Annotated in this window: 23 protein-coding genes; 14 read left to right on the forward strand and 9 right to left on the reverse strand. The window is 67.9% G+C overall.

Translation table 11 applies throughout. The features are described 5' to 3' along the window. Positions 1-82: 82 nt before the first annotated feature. Genes EER30_RS15625 through EER30_RS15635 form a run of 3 tightly spaced genes read right to left on the reverse strand, consistent with a single transcriptional unit; the run spans position 83 to position 1,950 of the window. Entirely contained in the window at positions 83-601 is a 519-nt protein-coding gene (locus EER30_RS15625) for a hypothetical protein (RefSeq protein WP_127501188.1), read from the reverse strand. Then, positions 576-1,139 carry an ATP-binding protein gene (locus EER30_RS15630; RefSeq protein ID WP_127501189.1) on the reverse strand — a complete coding sequence of 188 codons (564 nt, stop codon included), beginning with the start codon at positions 1,137-1,139 and terminating at the stop codon, positions 576-578. Before EER30_RS15630 ends, EER30_RS15625 begins: the two co-directional genes overlap by 26 nt. Before the next feature lie 31 nt (positions 1,140-1,170). Further along, on the reverse strand, positions 1,171-1,950 hold the full coding sequence (locus EER30_RS15635; RefSeq protein WP_127501190.1) for a GNAT family N-acetyltransferase: 780 nt from the start codon (positions 1,948-1,950) through the stop codon (positions 1,171-1,173). A gap of 119 nt (positions 1,951-2,069) precedes the next feature. Here EER30_RS15635 and EER30_RS15640 point away from each other — a divergent pair, with 119 nt between their 5' ends. After that, positions 2,070-2,372, forward strand: coding sequence for a GNAT family N-acetyltransferase (locus EER30_RS15640; RefSeq protein WP_127501191.1), 303 nt, complete (start codon positions 2,070-2,072; stop codon positions 2,370-2,372). Between the two features lie 7 nt (positions 2,373-2,379). Here the strand turns inward: EER30_RS15640 and EER30_RS15645 are convergent, their stop codons facing one another. The 4 genes from EER30_RS15645 to EER30_RS15660 are packed head-to-tail and all read right to left on the reverse strand — an operon-like array spanning position 2,380 to position 5,349. Next, on the reverse strand, positions 2,380-3,090 hold the full coding sequence (locus EER30_RS15645; protein ID WP_127501192.1) for a DUF427 domain-containing protein: 711 nt from the start codon (positions 3,088-3,090) through the stop codon (positions 2,380-2,382). A gap of 22 nt (positions 3,091-3,112) precedes the next feature. After that, complete coding sequence (locus EER30_RS15650) at positions 3,113-4,057, reverse strand: alpha/beta hydrolase (protein ID WP_127501193.1); 945 nt, start codon at positions 4,055-4,057, stop codon at positions 3,113-3,115. Further along, a complete protein-coding gene (locus EER30_RS15655) occupies positions 4,054-4,662 on the reverse strand; it encodes a hypothetical protein (protein ID WP_127501194.1) in 609 nt (202 codons plus the stop codon). Before EER30_RS15655 ends, EER30_RS15650 begins: the two co-directional genes overlap by 4 nt. A gap of 42 nt (positions 4,663-4,704) precedes the next feature. Further along, entirely contained in the window at positions 4,705-5,349 is a 645-nt protein-coding gene (locus tag EER30_RS15660; protein ID WP_127501195.1) for a hypothetical protein, read from the reverse strand. A gap of 78 nt (positions 5,350-5,427) precedes the next feature. On the opposite strand from EER30_RS15660, the gene EER30_RS15665 reads away from it, so the two are divergent. The 3 genes from EER30_RS15665 to EER30_RS15675 all read left to right on the forward strand — a co-directional run bounded on the left by EER30_RS15665 (position 5,428) and on the right by EER30_RS15675 (position 7,669). Then, positions 5,428-5,733: a DUF4241 domain-containing protein gene (locus tag EER30_RS15665; protein ID WP_240670047.1), complete on the forward strand. Its 306-nt coding sequence runs from the start codon at positions 5,428-5,430 to the stop codon at positions 5,731-5,733. Positions 5,734-5,770: 37 nt separating this feature from the next. Further along, positions 5,771-6,178, forward strand: a complete 408-nt coding sequence (locus EER30_RS15670) for a YkvA family protein (RefSeq protein ID WP_127501197.1) — start codon at positions 5,771-5,773, stop codon at positions 6,176-6,178. Positions 6,179-7,189: 1,011 nt separating this feature from the next. Further along, complete coding sequence (locus EER30_RS15675) at positions 7,190-7,669, forward strand: helix-turn-helix domain-containing protein (protein WP_127501198.1); 480 nt, start codon at positions 7,190-7,192, stop codon at positions 7,667-7,669. A 310-nt stretch (positions 7,670-7,979) separates the two neighbouring features. On the opposite strand, the gene cutA is transcribed toward EER30_RS15675, so the two are convergent. Together cutA and EER30_RS15685 are read right to left on the reverse strand one after the other, a co-directional pair. Further along, positions 7,980-8,303, reverse strand: coding sequence for a divalent-cation tolerance protein CutA (gene cutA / locus EER30_RS15680; RefSeq protein WP_127501199.1), 324 nt, complete (start codon positions 8,301-8,303; stop codon positions 7,980-7,982). Then, the gene (locus EER30_RS15685; protein ID WP_205650257.1) at positions 8,293-9,003 is read right to left on the reverse strand and encodes a helix-turn-helix transcriptional regulator; all 711 of its coding nucleotides are present in this window, start codon (positions 9,001-9,003) and stop codon (positions 8,293-8,295) included. The genes cutA and EER30_RS15685 overlap by 11 nt, the downstream gene beginning before the upstream one ends. A 159-nt stretch (positions 9,004-9,162) precedes the next feature. On the opposite strand from EER30_RS15685, the gene EER30_RS15690 reads away from it, so the two are divergent. The 10 genes from EER30_RS15690 to EER30_RS15735 all read left to right on the forward strand — a co-directional run bounded on the left by EER30_RS15690 (position 9,163) and on the right by EER30_RS15735 (position 15,591). Next, positions 9,163-9,999, forward strand: a complete 837-nt coding sequence (locus EER30_RS15690) for a hypothetical protein (protein ID WP_127501200.1) — start codon at positions 9,163-9,165, stop codon at positions 9,997-9,999. Further along, entirely contained in the window at positions 9,999-10,202 is a 204-nt protein-coding gene (locus EER30_RS15695; protein ID WP_127501201.1) for a hypothetical protein, read from the forward strand. The genes EER30_RS15690 and EER30_RS15695 overlap by 1 nt, the downstream gene beginning before the upstream one ends. A 6-nt stretch (positions 10,203-10,208) precedes the next feature. Continuing rightward, a complete protein-coding gene (locus EER30_RS15700; protein WP_127501202.1) occupies positions 10,209-10,649 on the forward strand; it encodes a single-stranded DNA-binding protein in 441 nt (146 codons plus the stop codon). Between the two features lie 14 nt (positions 10,650-10,663). Next, positions 10,664-11,536: an FtsK/SpoIIIE domain-containing protein gene (locus EER30_RS15705; protein WP_205650258.1), complete on the forward strand. Its 873-nt coding sequence runs from the start codon at positions 10,664-10,666 to the stop codon at positions 11,534-11,536. 64 nt (positions 11,537-11,600) lie between these two features. Continuing rightward, positions 11,601-11,990, forward strand: coding sequence for a hypothetical protein (locus EER30_RS15710; protein WP_127501203.1), 390 nt, complete (start codon positions 11,601-11,603; stop codon positions 11,988-11,990). A gap of 119 nt (positions 11,991-12,109) precedes the next feature. After that, positions 12,110-13,141 (forward strand): DUF6197 family protein, encoded by a 1,032-nt coding sequence (locus EER30_RS15715; protein ID WP_127501204.1) that lies wholly within the window; start codon positions 12,110-12,112, stop codon positions 13,139-13,141. Next, positions 13,138-13,818 (forward strand): hypothetical protein, encoded by a 681-nt coding sequence (locus tag EER30_RS49690; protein ID WP_349290872.1) that lies wholly within the window; start codon positions 13,138-13,140, stop codon positions 13,816-13,818. Before EER30_RS15715 ends, EER30_RS49690 begins: the two co-directional genes overlap by 4 nt. After that, complete coding sequence (locus tag EER30_RS15725) at positions 13,815-14,090, forward strand: hypothetical protein (protein ID WP_127501205.1); 276 nt, start codon at positions 13,815-13,817, stop codon at positions 14,088-14,090. Before EER30_RS49690 ends, EER30_RS15725 begins: the two co-directional genes overlap by 4 nt. Beyond that, entirely contained in the window at positions 14,090-14,572 is a 483-nt protein-coding gene (locus EER30_RS15730; protein WP_127501206.1) for a Pycsar system effector family protein, read from the forward strand. The genes EER30_RS15725 and EER30_RS15730 overlap by 1 nt, the downstream gene beginning before the upstream one ends. Next, the gene (locus EER30_RS15735) at positions 14,569-15,591 is read left to right on the forward strand and encodes a hypothetical protein (RefSeq protein ID WP_432417543.1); all 1,023 of its coding nucleotides are present in this window, start codon (positions 14,569-14,571) and stop codon (positions 15,589-15,591) included. The genes EER30_RS15730 and EER30_RS15735 overlap by 4 nt, the downstream gene beginning before the upstream one ends. Positions 15,592-15,594 lie beyond the last annotated feature (3 nt).

A 15,594-nucleotide genomic window follows, 5' to 3' on the forward strand; every position in this document is an offset into this window, starting at 1 on the left:
ACCACCCAAAATCCCCACCCCCGGATGGCTCCAAGCCCAACTCCTCACCCACCTCAAAGTCGACCCCACCCGACCCCGCTGGCTATAACGGCAGTCCAACACCATGTGCGAAGTCCAGGGCTAGTCTGCCTGCAAGATTGAGCACCGCCCTGGCCAAGCTGGGCAGGTGGGCGGCGCGGTTGAGGCCGACGAGTTCCCGGCGCAGGTCAACGACTTCCTGGTTTGCCGCCAGCGCTTCGGCTCGTCGACCTACCCCGCCCAGACGCAACGCATGCTCGGATATCCATCGCGCGCGGTCAACGACGGATGTGTCGACCGTAAAGCCATCGACAATGTGGGTAGTCAACGCTGAAGCGAGCTTGGCGAGTTCGAGCGACGGATATGGCACGCGTTTGGCCACGTCCCGCGCCCACTCGGGGTCAATCTTGGCACGTTCCAGCAGGCGGACTGCTCGTGGTGTGAACACGCCGGGAAACTGCACACCTGCGGCGACGACTGCCTCCATCATGCGCGGTATATCCGCCGCAAGCGCGGCATCGATTACTGCGTCCGCATCAGGCTGATGGACTCGGGCCCTACCCAGCACCGTCAGTACCCGCACGGCCTGCTCCCTGCTGAGCCCGGTGAACACTCGAATCCGTTCCTGCTCGGAACAGCTGGTCACCACTCGAATCCGCTGTTTCTGACTCGGCCTCCGGATGGATCCACGCACATCTCCACCCAGCCAGCCGCGAAGTGAACTCCCTCGCCAGACGGGTTTTGCCGACCCCGCCCGCACCAGTCAGCAGCCGCACCGCCACTGCGTCGGGGTCGGCTGCCCAGGTCTCCAATTGCTGCAGCAGCCATCCTCGACCGAAGAACGGCACCACCTGCTGATCCGGGCGCAGCAGCCAGGTCACCGATTTCGGCAAGTCGGCGACGCGCACTGCCTCGACTGAATCGGCACGCACCCGTCGTGACTCGCGCCTGGACGCGATGCGATCCGCCACCGTCGGACCGAACGCGCCCACCGCGCCGGCCAGCGCGGCGGCGACCACCGTCCAGCCGTCCTTGTCGTCGGCCAGCGCGGCCCACGCTGCCACACCCGCGACGACCGCGGGCACGCCGCACCACCAGCCGTACCGCCGCAGCACCGACATAGGCCACACCGTACCGACGGTGACCTAGGAACTACGAGTCGCGGCGCCATTCGTACGGGGTCGTCGTCGAGACCTTGACGAGGCCGGAGCGTTCGAGGATCGGGCGGGAGTACTCGGTGGAGTCGCTGTTGATGTAGGTCTTGCCGCGGCGCAGAGCTGAGCGGGCCCGTTCGGCGGTCAAGGCTCGGTAGATTCCGCGGCCACGCCACTCCGGACGGGTTGCGCCGCCCCAGATCCCGGCGAAGTCGGTTCCGCGTACGGGCTCCAAACGGCCCGCGCTCACCACGCGCCCCTCGGCTTCGGCGATCCACAGTTCCAGTTCGTCGTCGGTGGCGACGCGGCGCAGCAGGGACTCCACCTCGTCCTCGGTCAGCGGGTCGCCGAAGACCTCGTGCTGCATCTCGAGCATCGCGCGGACGTCGGCCTCGTCCGTGACCTGCCGCAGGGTAACGCCCTCGGGCAGCGACAGGTCGAGGGCCAGCAGCTTCGCCTCACCGATCATGATGGACTCGGGCTCCTCCGGAACGAAGCCGTTCGCCAGCAGCGCCTCGTGCAGCCCCGGCGCGTGGTCGTGCCCCCGCGTCTTCCACTCGACCTGACCGATGGCCGGATCATCCTGGAAGTGGGCGAGGGCCGCGGGAACCAGAGCGCCGGCATCGGCCCCGCCCAGATCGCGATAGGTGATGAAGCCACGGCCGCCGGGGAAGGTCACGAGGCGCAGCGGGCCCTGCCGGGCGACCGAGACCGCGCCCGGCGTCTCGGCGTCGGTGCGAAGCTGATCGTCGTACGCAGCAAGAAGGTGGTTGGTCACGCGGGCCACAGTGCAGCGATCGAGCCGAGCGGGCAACCGGTTTTCAGAGGCCGAGCCGGTGGCGACGAGCGCCACGCCTGGGCCACGAGCTGCGCGGATCGTCGTGGAATCATGGTGGGGTGACGATTACGGTGACCGACGTGCCCGAGAAGGACCGCTTCGAGGCGCGCGACGACGACGGAACCCTGGCCGGCGTGATCACCTATCAGGTGACCGGCAACGTCGTCGCCTATACCCATACCAAGGTCGAGCCCGATTTCGAGGGCCACGGCGTGGGCGGCCTGCTCGCCCGCACGGCGATGGACGACGCCCGGACCAGGGGGCGTACGGTCGTGCCGATCTGCCCGTTCCTGGCGAGCTGGCTCGACGAGCACAAGGAGTACGACAAGATCGTCGCCCGCTCGCACCGGCGCGTGAAATAGCCCGCGCTCACGAGAAGGGCGTGACCGGCCGCTCCTGGGGTTCGCCGTCGATGAGCAGGTCGACGCGCTCGTTGTAGAAGCAGAGCAGGTCCCGGATCTTCGGCTGCTCGGCGATCGGCGCCGGGTAGCTCCACGCCGCGTCGGTCAGGGCCGGATGCGACCAGTAGCGGGCGACCCCCTTGTACGGGCATCGCGTCACCGTCTCGCTGGCGGTCAGCAGGTCGGTGCGCACGTCGGCGAACGGCAGGTAGTAGCGGGGCGGCAGGTGCGTCTCGAAGAGCAACACCGGCCGTACGCTGTTCGCCACCTCCTGCCCGTCGATGAACACCTGCACGCGGCGGGAGGCGTGCAGAGCGTCGACCCGGTGGCGCGGCGAGCGGGCGTGCACGTGGACGCGTTCGTCCTCCTCGTACCAGTCGAGGCTCTCCCACGAGAACGTCACGCGGCCCTTGAGCTCGTCGAACCGGTCGTCGGACCATGCCGCGTCCTCGATCTTGCGGCCGTCCGCGACCACCGACCACCTGCTCCCGGTGCCTTCGACGAGCACGTCCGGCCGCACATCGTCGTACGGGATGAAGTAGGTCGGGAAGCCGTGCTCGCTGATCTCGTCGAGGAGCAGGGCGCGGACGCTGTCGGCCACGACGGTGCCGCCGAGGCGGACTCGCACGCGGCGCGGCGTCGGCTCGATGACCGTCTCGGGGCCCTTGAACTCGTACATCTCTCTGGCATACACCCTCGGGCTACGCGACGGTAAGAGGTCGCGCGAGCCGGGCGGAGAGCCAGTCGAACGCGGGCGCCTCCATCAGCCGCCAGACCGTGCTGTTGTGACCGCCGCGCTTGACGACCGCGGTGGTGACTTCCAGGGGCGTACGGGCTGACGCCGCCAGTTCTTGCGACTCGTGGGCCGATTCCAGGTCGTCGCCGGCCCAGCCGAGCCACAGCGCGACCGGGGGTTGGGGAAGGTTTCGCAGCCGCCAGAGCGGATTGTTGGTCGTGTTCTGCGAGCCGTCGTCGATGTCGATCCCGGGCGCGGCATATCCGGACAGGCTCGCGGCAGCGGCGTATTTGTCCGGGTGGCGCAGCAGCAGGTTGATCGCGCAGAACGCCCCGGCCGAGTATCCGGTCAGACCCCATCCGGCGGCGTCGGGGCGTACTCGGAAGTGGGCCTTCGCATAGGCGGGCACGTCGACGGTCAGGTAGGTCTCGGCCTGCGGGCCGTCGCGCATGTCGGTGCACTCGGTGTCGCGCAGGGGATCGGGGGTCTGGCTGGGGAAGAGGACCACGGTCGGGGCCATCCGGCCGGCGGCGATCTCGCGATCGAGGACGGACTGGACGTCGAGGTCACGCAGCCAGAACTCGGGGGTTCCGGGAAAACCGTGGAACGCCGTGATCACCGGGTAGCGGTCGGAGCCGGTGTTGTAGGCGGCGGGCAGATAGACGTACATGGGAAGCGTCAGCGCGCCCGGCACGGTGACCATGCGTAGCTGACTGCCGCCGGGGTCGTCCTTCACCACGCTCGGGAAGATCTCGGTGAGGCGATTGACCTGCACCCCGGCGGCTGCGGCGACGCTGATCAACGACAAGACGGCCAATCCCGTACGGGCTACAGGTCGCGATCGGTTCCAGACAGTGGCGAGCAGGACGGCCGTCAGCAGCACCGCGGCCAGCGACAGGACGGTGCTCATGAAGGCAGCCGTAAAGGTGGGGCGAGGGCGGGGGGCAGGGCGTCGACCGGGCGTCGGGGGAGCGGGCCGTTGCCTTCCACGGCCCAGTCGGTGGTGGTTACCCGCAGGTCGCGGCGCAGCTCGGCGGGGAGGGTGCGGAGGGCTTCGGCGGTCGTGCGGGCGGTGGGCTTGAGGGCCACGATGACGGCGTCGGGGGTGGCCTTCGGCGGTTCGTTGAAGTCGACCACCACTGGGAAGGTCACGTCGGGCCGGTCGTGGTAGTCGTCGGGCAGGACGATGGTGGGCGGTTCGGCTAGATGCCAGGCGCTCAAGCCCGGCGGGCGCCAGACGAAATCCCGTCCTTCTTCATCGAGAAGTCCCGGGGTCGGCGGCTCGGCGACCGCGATCGTGCCGGTGTCGCCGCGCAGCGCGTCCCACGACGGGTAGAAGCGCTCCCACCGGTTGACGATCAGACCCGCGGTGACGACCAGCAGCGCCTCGACCAGCAGCACGCTCGCCGTGCGGCGCAACCACCCACGGCGGCCCCAGCCGCGGACGGTGATCACCGCGGCCAGCACGGTCAGCGCGGCCGCCAGCGCGATGAGCGGCACGCCGACGAGCGTCATGGGCCAATCGTCGCCGCCGGAACGGTCGACTGCCCTGTGTTCTTACTCAGCAGGCTCCACCGGTTTAGGTTCCGGCTTGGCCAGCAACTCGGTACGGGGTGATTTCACTCGTTCCGTCCGGGGTGCCGGCTCCTTCCGGACCGGCTCTGCCTCTGTCGCGTCCATCACCGCCGGTTCCGGTTCCAGCGCCTCGACGCGGCTGTGCCGGCGGCGCAGCCACCACCCGTACCCGGCGGCGGAGACGCAACCGGCCGCGGCCAGGATCACCACCGCGATCAGCCGCTGCTGAGCCTCCGACTCGCACGCCGCCCGGAAATCGGCGAACCCCGGCCCGGGCGGACGGTGGTTCCCGACCAGGGTTCCGCAGTCGACGGTCTCGTAGAAGTCGGGACGGAACGCCCGGGTCAGCACCAGGGCCGCCGGTGTCAGGAGCACCGCGCAGGACACCGTACGGCCGATCCACTGCTCGAAGGTCGCGTTCCCGCCGGACAGCCCCCGGATCACCGCCGCGAGAACCGCACCCGCGACCGCCACGAAGATCGCGACAAGCCCGGCCCGCGGGAAGGCGACGCTGTTCGTGTAGTAGCTCCGATAGTCCGAGAGCAACGCGAAAATGAACACGAGCGCGCCGACCGCCAGGCAGGCGATCACGATCCGCCTCGGCAGATTCACTGGCGTACGCGGCATATGCACCCCCTTATGCCGAATCGTAACCCTCGTGAGGCCCGCTCACGTCCGGTTCCCGGCGGCTCGATAGCCTGCGCTGTGCCTGATCTTGACCTCCTGCTTTCCGACCCCGGCCTCGAACGCCACGAACTCGGGACGGTGCACCTGCCGACGGGCCAGGTCGTGGGGTGCGACCCGCTCATGCCGAGCACCGAACCGTTCCTGGACGCGGTGGAGCCCGGCCGCTACCCGCTGCGGGCCTGGTTGGCGGTGCCGCAGCGCCGGGTCGCCGCGCTGCAGTTGGGGCGTCGTAGAGCCGGGCTGACCTATGGTTGCCGGCATGCGGTTGGCGTGGGTCTCGGCGCGGGAGTCACGACCGAACCGCGCGGGAATCGGCGGGGATGACGCCGACATCCGCGACTGGTGACGAGGGAACGTCGGCATGGCCTGGTACTGGCAGACGCTGATCAGCGTCGCGGCAGCCCTGCTGCTGACCTGGATCGCCCTCGTTGTGGCGCTGCTGATCCTCAAGCCCGACACCGCGCGGCTGAAGGAAGCCCTCCGGCTGCTACCGGACCTGCTCCGGCTCCTGCGTCGCCTGGCCGCCGACTCGACCCTGCCCCACGGGGTCCGCCTTCGCCTCGGTCTGCTGCTCGCCTACCTGGCCATGCCCTTCGACCTGATCCCGGACTTCATCCCCGTCCTCGGCTACGCCGACGACGCGATCATCATCGCCGCCGTGCTTCGCTCCGTGGTTCGCCGGGCCGGCCTTGACGCCGTCCGCCGGCACTGGCCCGGCAGCGACGACGGCTTCGTCGTCCTCAGGCGCCTCGCCGGCCTCGACCGCTGACATCCCCGGCACGGCGGGGCCGCCGACGCGTCATGGACGGCGGGGCACGCGGGGAACGCGAAACGGCGGCCACCCCGGCTGTGAGCCGGAGGTGACCGCCGTTTCCCGAGTTCCGATCAGCGCGTGGAGCCGCTGGGGTCAGACGTTGTAGTACATCTCGAACCAATCAAGGTCGATCTGCTAGCTGCGGAAACGCGACTGTTTAAGCCTTTGAGCTGCTCCGATGCCTGTCATCGATTGCCGTCGTTTTACGCTACTTCTTGGGCTGATCTGTGCCCTAGCTGTGCCCAGCGATCTTTAACCAGACGAAGGGGTCCGAGGCTTCCCGTCGCGCGGGCGCAGCCCAATCGGGCCGCGCTGCCGACCGCAGGCACGCTCCACCGCTTGCGGTCGGCAGCGCGGTCTGATTGCCTCCGGCGCGTGACGGGAAGCCTTTCCCCGAGCGACCGCCGGAGGCTGATCCCGGGGTGCAGGGTCGGAGACCCTGCCCGCCGGAGGCAGGGGTTGAGTTGAAGCGTGATCGTCCACGAAGTGTCTGACCCGTAGGATGCGAATGAGGCTCCCAGCGTCTGCTGGCGTGCCTTGGCGACGGCGGCGAATAGCTCGCAGACCACTCGCCGTCAGATCATCAACGCTGCGAGATGAACGCGATGACGACTGCTCCTACGGTCGCGACGAGTGGAGCCCCGTACTTCATGTACGCAAGGATGACCGCGTTACGTCCGGATATGGCTCTGTCGGCAGGGTCGTCTAGCTCAGGCCCGATTGGCGCCGATGCTGGCAGGTCTGGTGCCGTGTCCAATGTCGTGCTCCTCCTACTCACCTGGGTTGGGAACCATCCGATGCACCCAACTCGGTGAGGCGGAGGGCTCGATGGGACGAGAAGCACAGTACCAAGATGAACCAAGATGCGCCATCTTAGACAACAGTGAACCCCGCCGGACCGGCTGAGGCGCATCTTCACGTACGAGCTTGAGCCATTCCAAGCTGATGCGTGCCATACTTGACCACATGGTCACCAAGTTGAACAACCCTGAGCGATGGCAGCGGCAGCAGGATCTGGCTGCCACGGTTCGACAGCGACGGTTGGACCTTGGGCTCAGTCTGCGCGCGGCTGCCGACCAGGCGGGAGTAGCGCGCGGGACCTGGATGGCGCTCGAAGGGGGCAATCGGGTAATTCTTGCCAATAACCATGCCGCCATTGAGAGGGTGCTGCAGTGGACGTCCGGCAGGATTGCGCGACTGCTCGAAGATGGCGACTCGGCAAGCGCCACCACGTCGGAGGAAGTTGAGAAGCGGGGTCACGCCGCTGTGCCGGTGATGGATGATGCGGTAGAGAGGATCTATCGGAGCAACCTGCCGGCAGAGAAGAAGCTCCAAATCATCCGGATGATGCTTGCCGAGCGACAACGTGCTGAGGAGCGCCTGCTTCAACTGGCGGACGAGCTGGTTGCGCTAGCTCAGAATTCCGGCGAGAAGCCTTCCACCTAGGGGGCTTCGAGCGACCTAAAGGGCGTAGCGGCCCAAAGTGATACCCGGCTTCCCATTCGCGGATAGCCGGGCTTCGTCGTGTTCTGCCAAAGTTTCGCATGCGCAGCAGGGTCGACGCCGGAGCCGAAGGCGAGAGGCGTCGATTCCCTGCCGCGCCTTGAAGATGTAGAGAAAGTTCTCACCGACGGTGGCTGGGTGTGGCCCGCGTCAGGTCCAGGGTCGGTAGCTGATCAACTGGTTACCCAGACGCAGAAGCTGGCTCCCGTAACGGGGAGCCAGCTTCTGCGTAGCGGTCGTGGCGGTGTTGCGTTCAGGAGCGCGTTTCGGCCACGATCCAGTCCAAGTACGGTTCCCAGCCGCCCGTGATGGGCAGGACAATTAGCTCCGGAACCTCACCGCTGTGGTGCTCGGGAAGCCAGGCCTTGAGGTCGTTGACCCTGTCAGCGGCGGTCTTGATCCACAGTTGCCACTCGGGCTCGTCGTAGATCTCGCCCTTCCACCGGTAGACAGCCCGGATGGGTGAGGTTACCTGCACGCATGCGGCTAGTCGGGCTTCGACCAGCTCGTGAGCGAGCTTGCTGGCCTCCTCTTCAGACGGCGTTGTAGTCAGGACTACGACGTGTTCACTGGTCATCGGGCTCTCCTTCGAATGTTGCTGCGGTTCGCAGTGCCTTGATCCCTCGTGTGCTCTTGAGGTCGTTGACGAGTCGCACGACCTGCTCCTCGGACTTGCCGAGCGCGCCCCATCCCGATAGGAGGTCGCCATCGTGGCTGGTTCCGGTCCAGATGCCTCGTGCGTCTTCGCCATGTGTGTGGAGCCCGAAATAGAGGCTGCCCTTCGACGCGACGCCACCATCGTTTGCGGCGTACCAGCCGATAAGCAGGCGGTTGTCCCACAGTCGCAGCTCGCCGCGCCAGTGATACCCCCCCTCTTCGAGGGTGAGGGGCACCCGAGTCCCCCCTGGGTCGTTCACGGTTCCGCGCGACGTGGTCTGTATGGCGATGAGGTCGTCCTGCTGCATGAACTGGACCGTCTGTGCAGTGACTTGATCGCTGCCGTCGTTGCTGGTCTGCCAACTCATCCACCACTCGCCGGTCAGGTCGACGCGGTGACTTGGAAGGTCGCCCACCAGCTCCAAGACGTTCATGCGCAGAGCACGCGCGATTGCGATGCCCACGGAGAGTAACGGCTGCTGCTCGCCAGCCTCGTACCTGCGTATCTGCCGGGTGTTCACGCCTGACGCCTCTGCGACCTGCGCTTGAGATAGGCCCAGCTCCGTGCGGCGGCGGCGGATTGCCGCCCCCGTCACGTTTTCCATGTCCTCGGTGCTCACTTCTCAAGTGTAGAGGCTTTTTAGTCCTTGACAAGCGGACCACTAGGGCGGATTGTGGGACTCATAGGGCACCTGATGAGGACTAGAAAGTCCTCTGAGTGCGTCAAAGACTGCATCTGGGGAGGACGGATGTCAGGAAGTCTGTTCGAGAGATCGCCGGTGAGCGAGTTCGCGATTGTCGAGCCGCCGGTGTCGCAGTGGTACGCGCGGCGTGCCTGGGTCACGGCGTTGGTCGTGGGTCTGGCGTTGGACGTGCTGGTGACTGCGGTGCTGAGCGTGTTCTATCCGCTGCTGCTGGCGGTGGTGTGGGGCGCGCTGGTTGGCGCGGTCTGCGCGTTTCTGGCGGCGGTGCTGGTGCGTGTCTGGCCGGTGTTGCGGGCGCTGTGGTGGTGGTCGTTCGAGATCACAACCTCGGTGGTCGTGGCCGGTGGCTGGGTCGCGCTGGCGCATACGGCGGCCTGGTGGGTGGCCTTGGCTGTGCTGGTGGCGGTGGCGGGCGTGGTGTTCGTGCCGCGTCGGCCGCGTCGGTTTGTGTGGGCGTGGTCGTGGTGTCTGGTGGTTCGTCACCGGCTGCGGCTGTGTTTCGCGACGCTGGTCCGCTCGCAGGTGCGGGTGACCGGTGGCCGTCCGGCGGCGTTGCCGCTGCTGCTGTGGGCCCGTCCGACGCTCGCTGGTGAGCGGGTGTGGCTGTGGCTGCGGCCGGGCCTGTCGCTGGAGGACCTGGAAGGTAGGGCGTCGCTGATCGCGGTGGCCTGTATCGCCAGGCAGGTGCGGATAGCTCCCGCGTCGGAGCGGTACGCCGCGCTACTGCGCGTCGACATCGCCCGTCGGGACCCGCTGAGCGGCCGGATCGATTCGCCGCTGGCGCTGCTGATCCCGAGCCTGCGCAACACCGATGCGGACGTGCCGGTGTCTCCGGCCGTGCCGCCGGTCGGCCTGGAGCTGGCCGACATCGAAGAGCCGGCACCGGAACCGTCCCGTCGGGGTGGTCGGTGATGACGGTTCAAGCCGTGGTGATCGGCATCTCTGAGAGTCCAGCGGAGATCGAGCCGATGCGCCACGACAGCGAGGTCTGGATCCGCCTCGGACATCTGTCGCTGTATGTCCGCGCAGCGGACATCGAGCGGTTGTCGACCGCTCTGGATCAAGCCCGCGAGGTGTTGAAAGCCAGCGCCTCGAAGTCGGAAGACAAGGAGTAACCAGCAATGGCGAACGAAACCAGCATGACGATGGTCGGCAACCTGACCGCCGATCCAGAACTGCGGTTCCTGCCCAACGGCACGGCGATGGTGAAGTTCACGATCGCCTCTACCCCGCGCACCCTCGACCGGCAGTCGGGCGAGTGGAAGGACGGCGACCCGCTGTTCATGGCGTGTACCGCGTTCCGCGACATCGCCGAGCACATCGCCGAGTCGCTGCAAAAGGGCACGCGGGTCATCGTGCAGGGCCGGTTGCGGCTGTCGCGGTGGGAGACCCCGGAAGGCGACAAGCGCTCCGCGTATGGCTTGGACGTCGACGAGATCGGCCCGAGCCTGCGTTTCGCTCAGGCGAAGGTCACCCGCATGAACCGCAAGGGCGGCGACGGGTTCACCCCGGAAACCGTGCCGGACGACGCCTGGGCCTCCGCGGCTCCGGCGGCGGCCTGACAGGGGGATAAGTCGTGTCTCCTGTCCTGGTTGCTGAGACCGCCGACGGTGCGGTCGAGCTCGGCCCGGCCCTGTCGATTTTCGATCCGGTGCACGTCGGGATCGATGAGTTCGGCCAGCCGGTCCGGGTCCCGCTGATCTACCGCAACATGCTGATCGGTGGGGAACCGGGGGCGGGAAAGTCGGCGCTGCTCAACGCCTTGGTGGCGCACGCCGCGCTGTCGCTGGACTGCCGGCTGTGCCTGCTCGACGGCAAGCAGGTCGAGCTGGGCCAGTGGCGCGGCTGTGCGGACGCGTTCGTCGGCCCGGACATCGTCAAGGCCAACATCCTGCTCACGCGGTTGCAGACGATGATGGATCGCCGGTACACGTATCTGCTGGCGTGCAAGCGCCGGAAGATCACCCCGAACGATACGTTCCTGCCGTACGTGGTGGTCATTGACGAGATCGCCTTTTACTCGGCCACGACCGGGGACAAGAAGCAGCGCGAAGAGTTCGCGGCGCTGCTGCGTGACCTGGTCGCCCGGGGCCGGGCGGTCGGCATCATCGTCATCGCCGCCACCCAGCGGCCGTCCTCGGACATCATCCCCACTTCGTTGCGGGATCTGTTCGCGTGGCGGTTCGCCGGACGGTGCACCAATGACAGCTCGTCGGACATCGTCCTCGGGCATGGCTGGGCTAATCAGGGCTGGACTGCGAACAGCATCAGCCCGAACAACCCCGGCGCGGGTCTGCTCATCGCCGAAGGCGGCAGCCCGCAACTAATCAAGACCGCGTACCTGGATGACCTCGTCTGCGCGGCCATCGCCGACTACGCGGCCACCCTGCGCGCCATTGCTCCGCCGATCGACGGCCGGAAACTTCGGCCCGTCCCGGCGGCGGCCTGACGCGTCCACAAGCCTCCCGGAATCCCGGGCGGACAAACCGATCCACGGAAGGAGGGCCGCTCTCATGGCCCGACGCAATCTCCCCGAGCGGCTGGTGCAGCCGGTCCGGACTATCCACTACGTGGACCCGGCGATGCAGTCGGACCTGCAAAGGTACGGGCTGCTGAACGCGGCCGAGATCATCCGGCAGAAGCAGCGCAACTCCGAGCTGTACCTGAAGTGGCAGATCCGCCAGGCCGAGATCAAAGAGCGCGACAAGAAGTTTCGCCGGTTCTGGCTCGGCTTCGGCGCCCTCGTCGGCCTGGTGCTGCTGGTCGTCGTGTTCATCGGCGGCTGGTGGCTGTGGACCATCGCGGGTCTCGGCGTCCTCGCCGTCCCCGTGGTCCTGCTGTTCGCGGGCGCGCTCGCGGCGGGTGGCCACCGCTGCATCACCATCGTGCAGCACATGCACTGACCAGCACCAACAACCCCGGGCCGCAAGGTCCGAGCGGACGACACCGAACTCAGCCGTGGAAAGCAGATCGGTGCCGCCGCCCCTTCACCAACCCCGTTCCGATGGAAGGAGTCGGCGTCATGAACCCTACCCAAAACCCGGAGAACACTGCTCCGGAACCCGGCCTGCCGGCCAAGCACCCCCGGTTCTTCGACCTGCTCGACAAGGTCCCCGGCGGCGTCGGCATCCGTGCCCGCCTGTCGGCGGCCCTCGGCAACCCGGTCGATGACACGGTCACCTTCGAACCGACCGAAACCGGCATCGCCGCCCTCGATACCCCGGCCCCGGCTGAAGAGCCGGTCGCGTGGGTCGCGGTCAGCGGCTGGTGCGAGGTCTGCGGGAACGCGCTGCCGTGGAAGCGCACGTGGAACGAGCCGCTGTGCTCCGCCTGCGTGAGCGTGGCCCGGCCCGACATCCGGCCGAGCAGCAACGGCCCGGCCGAGCCGCCGTCGTCGTGCCCGGTCGACCTGGTCACCGCAACCAACGATCAGGTCACCGGACGGGTGCTGCGCTCGGCTGCGCTGTACCTGCAACGGCACGGCTGGACTCAAGGCGCGTACTACGACGCCACCACCGGGATCTTCACACCCCCGGCGGACATGGTCGGCGCGATCGGCATGGTCTGCTACGGCGGACCGGTCGACGCCCCGGCGCAACACTTCGACTCGCCCGGCTTCCTCGACTTCGAGGCCGCCGTGCTGCACTTGGACCGGTATCTGCTGGCCGAGAACGGCAGCGAGTCGTACGAGTTCAACGACGCCAAAGGACGCCGTCTCGACGACGTCCTGTACGTGCTGCGCGACGCGGCGACCCGGCCGGCCGACGAGCTGATCGACGCCCTCAAGGCGATCGATCAGCTCAACGCCGACGTGGCCGCCGTCATCGGCGGGCTGCTTCCTGGCGGAGCCTTCGCTGAACTCGGCGAAGCTGCGGCTGTCGCCACCGACCAGGACAGCGACGACGGGCACAACTTCGTCGACTGCCTGTTCTGCGGCGCTCCGGGCGGCTACCCGTACTGCCAGCGCTCGGACTGGCCCGGCCGACGGGCGATGTCGTGCGCCGAGGTAGTCGCGGCAGACGACGCTGACTCGGACGGCGGTGACGTCCGATGACCAAGAACACCGTCAAGCCTGCCTTGACGCCGAAGCCGCGTAAGCGGGCCAAGCGTCAGGTGGAAACGGCCGCGTTCGACGCGTTCACGCGCCGGATTCTGCGGGCCTACGGCTCGCGCGTCGCCGCTGGTGATGTTGAGGCCCTCGCTTCGCTCTCGCAGCTGTCCAGCGAGGTCGACGCGGTGACCCGCCTTGCCGTCGCCGGACTGCGCAAGGCTCCTTACTCCTACTCGTGGTCCGAGATCGCCGGTCGGCTTGGTATCAGCAAGCAGGCCGCGCAGCAGCGCTACGGCGAGCGGACCAGCCGGGGCACCTTGGATCGGCGCCTTCTTGACGCCGGACTGCATGTCTCGGTGGCGGACCTCGTGCAGGTGTTCGCCGATCACCACCCTGGTATCCCGGCCGCTTCGGTGTGCCCGGGATGCGGCTTCCGCTACCCCGACGGGGTCCTCGATTGCCCCACGAACGCCACTGTGCGTCCGCTGCTGCGGCGGCGGCGTGGGGAGGACCGGGCAGCGGTCGCCCGACTCACCGGCGAGCAGATGGAAGACCTGCTCAAAGCCAACGCATCCAAGGTCACCCGCGCGTCCCGGCGCGCGAGGCCCGAACCACCGACCACACCTGGCTATCAGGCGCGGTCGCTGTTCGACCTCGCCGGAAAGGACGTGTCCCGATGACTGACAGCCGACCCAACACCAACCCCGCCCCCGCCACGACGGAGGGCACCGTACCGGCATTCCGGTTCCACTACTACCTGGCCATCACCGAGTTTTCGGGTTCCAGCATCCGCACGGCGGAGATGGAGCTGCACCGCTCGCGGCCGATCCAGACGATGGACGACGTCGCGAGCGTCAAGCAATGGCTGCGTAAGGAACACGGATTCGTCAACGCGCAGGTGTCGTTCAGTCTGCTGCGCACCGATCCCGCCCGCCCTTCGGGACGGTCGTGATGACCATTCACAACTACGAGATCAACACGGCGGCTGACTCGACCGCGCAGCCGATGGCTGACGTGCAGGCTCAGATCGCCCGGGTGGACACCAAAGCGTCCATCCTGTTCGGGTTCGCCCTGGCTGCCCTGACCGGTGGCACCGTGATCGTGTCCAAGGCGCATCTGCACGGCCCGTCGGCCGTCAGCGCCGCGATCGCGGCCGACATGCTCTGTGTCGCGCTGGTGCTGCTCGGCTTGGCCATCCGGCCGAACCTGAACGGTAACCACGGCTTCCTGCGCTGGGCCGCCGCGCCCGACGCCAGCAAGCTCCACACGGACCTGCACGCCGTCTCCGACGTACAGGAGCGCGTCGCGCACCTGTACGCGATGGCGCGCAGCGCCCGGACCAAATATCAGCGTGTCCGCCTGGCCGTCGACTCGCTCGGCGTGGCCCTGGCCTTCGCGCTGCTGACGGCGATCCTCGCCAACCTCGGCCGGTGACCGCCATGGTGATCACTGGTCGTGGCTGGGCCTACATCGGTGCCGTCCTCGGCGGCACAGTGTCGATCGCCGCGAACATCGCTCACTCCTACGTCCCGCCCGCGAGCCTGGCTCCGGCGCTGGCGGCGGAGTGGTCACCCAAGCTCGGTGCCGTCATCGGTGCCGTGTTCTGGCCGCTGGCGTTGTTCGTCGGCACCGAGATCCTGACCCGGGTGGCCTGGCCCTCCGGGCTCGGCTGGCAGCTGCTGCGCTTCGGTGGTCTGACCCCCGTCGCGTTCGTCGCTGCCCTGGTCTCCTACCGGCACCTGTCCGGGCTCCTCAAGTACTACGGCGAGGACCCCATCACCTGTGTGCTCGGCCCGCTTGCTGTCGACGGGCTGATGGTGATTTCCTCCGCCGCCCTGCTGGCGACGGCGGAACGCGCCCACACAATCGAATCCCTGACCACCCTGGCGTCGACCCCCATCACGGTCGTCGCCCCGCCCGCCGCCCCGGCACACAGCACCACCGCGCCGGAACCGGTAGGCGAACCCGAGCCGACCACGGAACCGGCAGTGACGCCGGAACCCGTGCCGGCCCCCCGGCCCGAACCCGTGCCGACCCCGGCCCAGGTTGCCCCTCGGATCCCCCGGGACCCGGCGAAACTCCCGCTGCGACCGCCCGCCACTCGGCCGGCCACTGCAAGCGCCTCGAAGACCAAGCCCCGCCCGACCGCGCCGACACGCGCGGCTGAGCCGCTGGCCGCTCCCGCCACCGACAACCCTGTCACCGAGCTGGAGCCCGCACAGCTGCCTCTGCCGTACACCGTCGACCCGGCCGTGCTGGTCAAGGCCCGCGAGACCGCCATGCAGTACCGCACCGAACACGGCACACCGATCAAAGCCGGACAGCTCGCCGCCCGTCTCCGGGTGAACTCCGAGACCGCAGCCCAGGCCCTGGCCGTGCTCGACCTCGAACCGGACAGCCCCACCAAGCACACGCCGACCGTCAACGGCAAGCCTGTGAAGGCCCACCGGTGACCG

This window comes from Actinoplanes solisilvae (assembly GCF_003999975.1).
Classification (GTDB): domain Bacteria; phylum Actinomycetota; class Actinomycetes; order Mycobacteriales; family Micromonosporaceae; genus Actinoplanes; species Actinoplanes solisilvae.

Excerpts from the sequence above, each read along its gene's own strand:
- EER30_RS15630 (WP_127501189.1), bottom strand. The coding sequence starts at position 1,139 with ATGTCGGTGCTGCGGCGGTACGGCTGGTGGTGCGGCGTGCCCGCGGTC.
- EER30_RS15645 (WP_127501192.1), bottom strand. The coding sequence starts at position 3,090 with ATGTACGAGTTCAAGGGCCCCGAGACGGTCATCGAGCCGACGCCGCGC.
- EER30_RS15650 (WP_127501193.1), bottom strand. The coding sequence starts at position 4,057 with ATGAGCACCGTCCTGTCGCTGGCCGCGGTGCTGCTGACGGCCGTCCTG.
- EER30_RS15655 (WP_127501194.1), bottom strand. The coding sequence starts at position 4,662 with ATGACGCTCGTCGGCGTGCCGCTCATCGCGCTGGCGGCCGCGCTGACC.
- EER30_RS15660 (WP_127501195.1), bottom strand. The coding sequence starts at position 5,349 with ATGCCGCGTACGCCAGTGAATCTGCCGAGGCGGATCGTGATCGCCTGC.
- EER30_RS15670 (WP_127501197.1), top strand. The coding sequence starts at position 5,771 with ATGGCCTGGTACTGGCAGACGCTGATCAGCGTCGCGGCAGCCCTGCTG.
- EER30_RS15675 (WP_127501198.1), top strand. The coding sequence starts at position 7,190 with ATGGTCACCAAGTTGAACAACCCTGAGCGATGGCAGCGGCAGCAGGAT.
- cutA (WP_127501199.1), bottom strand. The coding sequence starts at position 8,303 with ATGACCAGTGAACACGTCGTAGTCCTGACTACAACGCCGTCTGAAGAG.
- EER30_RS15695 (WP_127501201.1), top strand. The coding sequence starts at position 9,999 with ATGACGGTTCAAGCCGTGGTGATCGGCATCTCTGAGAGTCCAGCGGAG.
- EER30_RS15700 (WP_127501202.1), top strand. The coding sequence starts at position 10,209 with ATGGCGAACGAAACCAGCATGACGATGGTCGGCAACCTGACCGCCGAT.
- EER30_RS15710 (WP_127501203.1), top strand. The coding sequence starts at position 11,601 with ATGGCCCGACGCAATCTCCCCGAGCGGCTGGTGCAGCCGGTCCGGACT.
- EER30_RS15715 (WP_127501204.1), top strand. The coding sequence starts at position 12,110 with ATGAACCCTACCCAAAACCCGGAGAACACTGCTCCGGAACCCGGCCTG.
- EER30_RS49690 (WP_349290872.1), top strand. The coding sequence starts at position 13,138 with ATGACCAAGAACACCGTCAAGCCTGCCTTGACGCCGAAGCCGCGTAAG.
- EER30_RS15725 (WP_127501205.1), top strand. The coding sequence starts at position 13,815 with ATGACTGACAGCCGACCCAACACCAACCCCGCCCCCGCCACGACGGAG.
- EER30_RS15730 (WP_127501206.1), top strand. The coding sequence starts at position 14,090 with ATGACCATTCACAACTACGAGATCAACACGGCGGCTGACTCGACCGCG.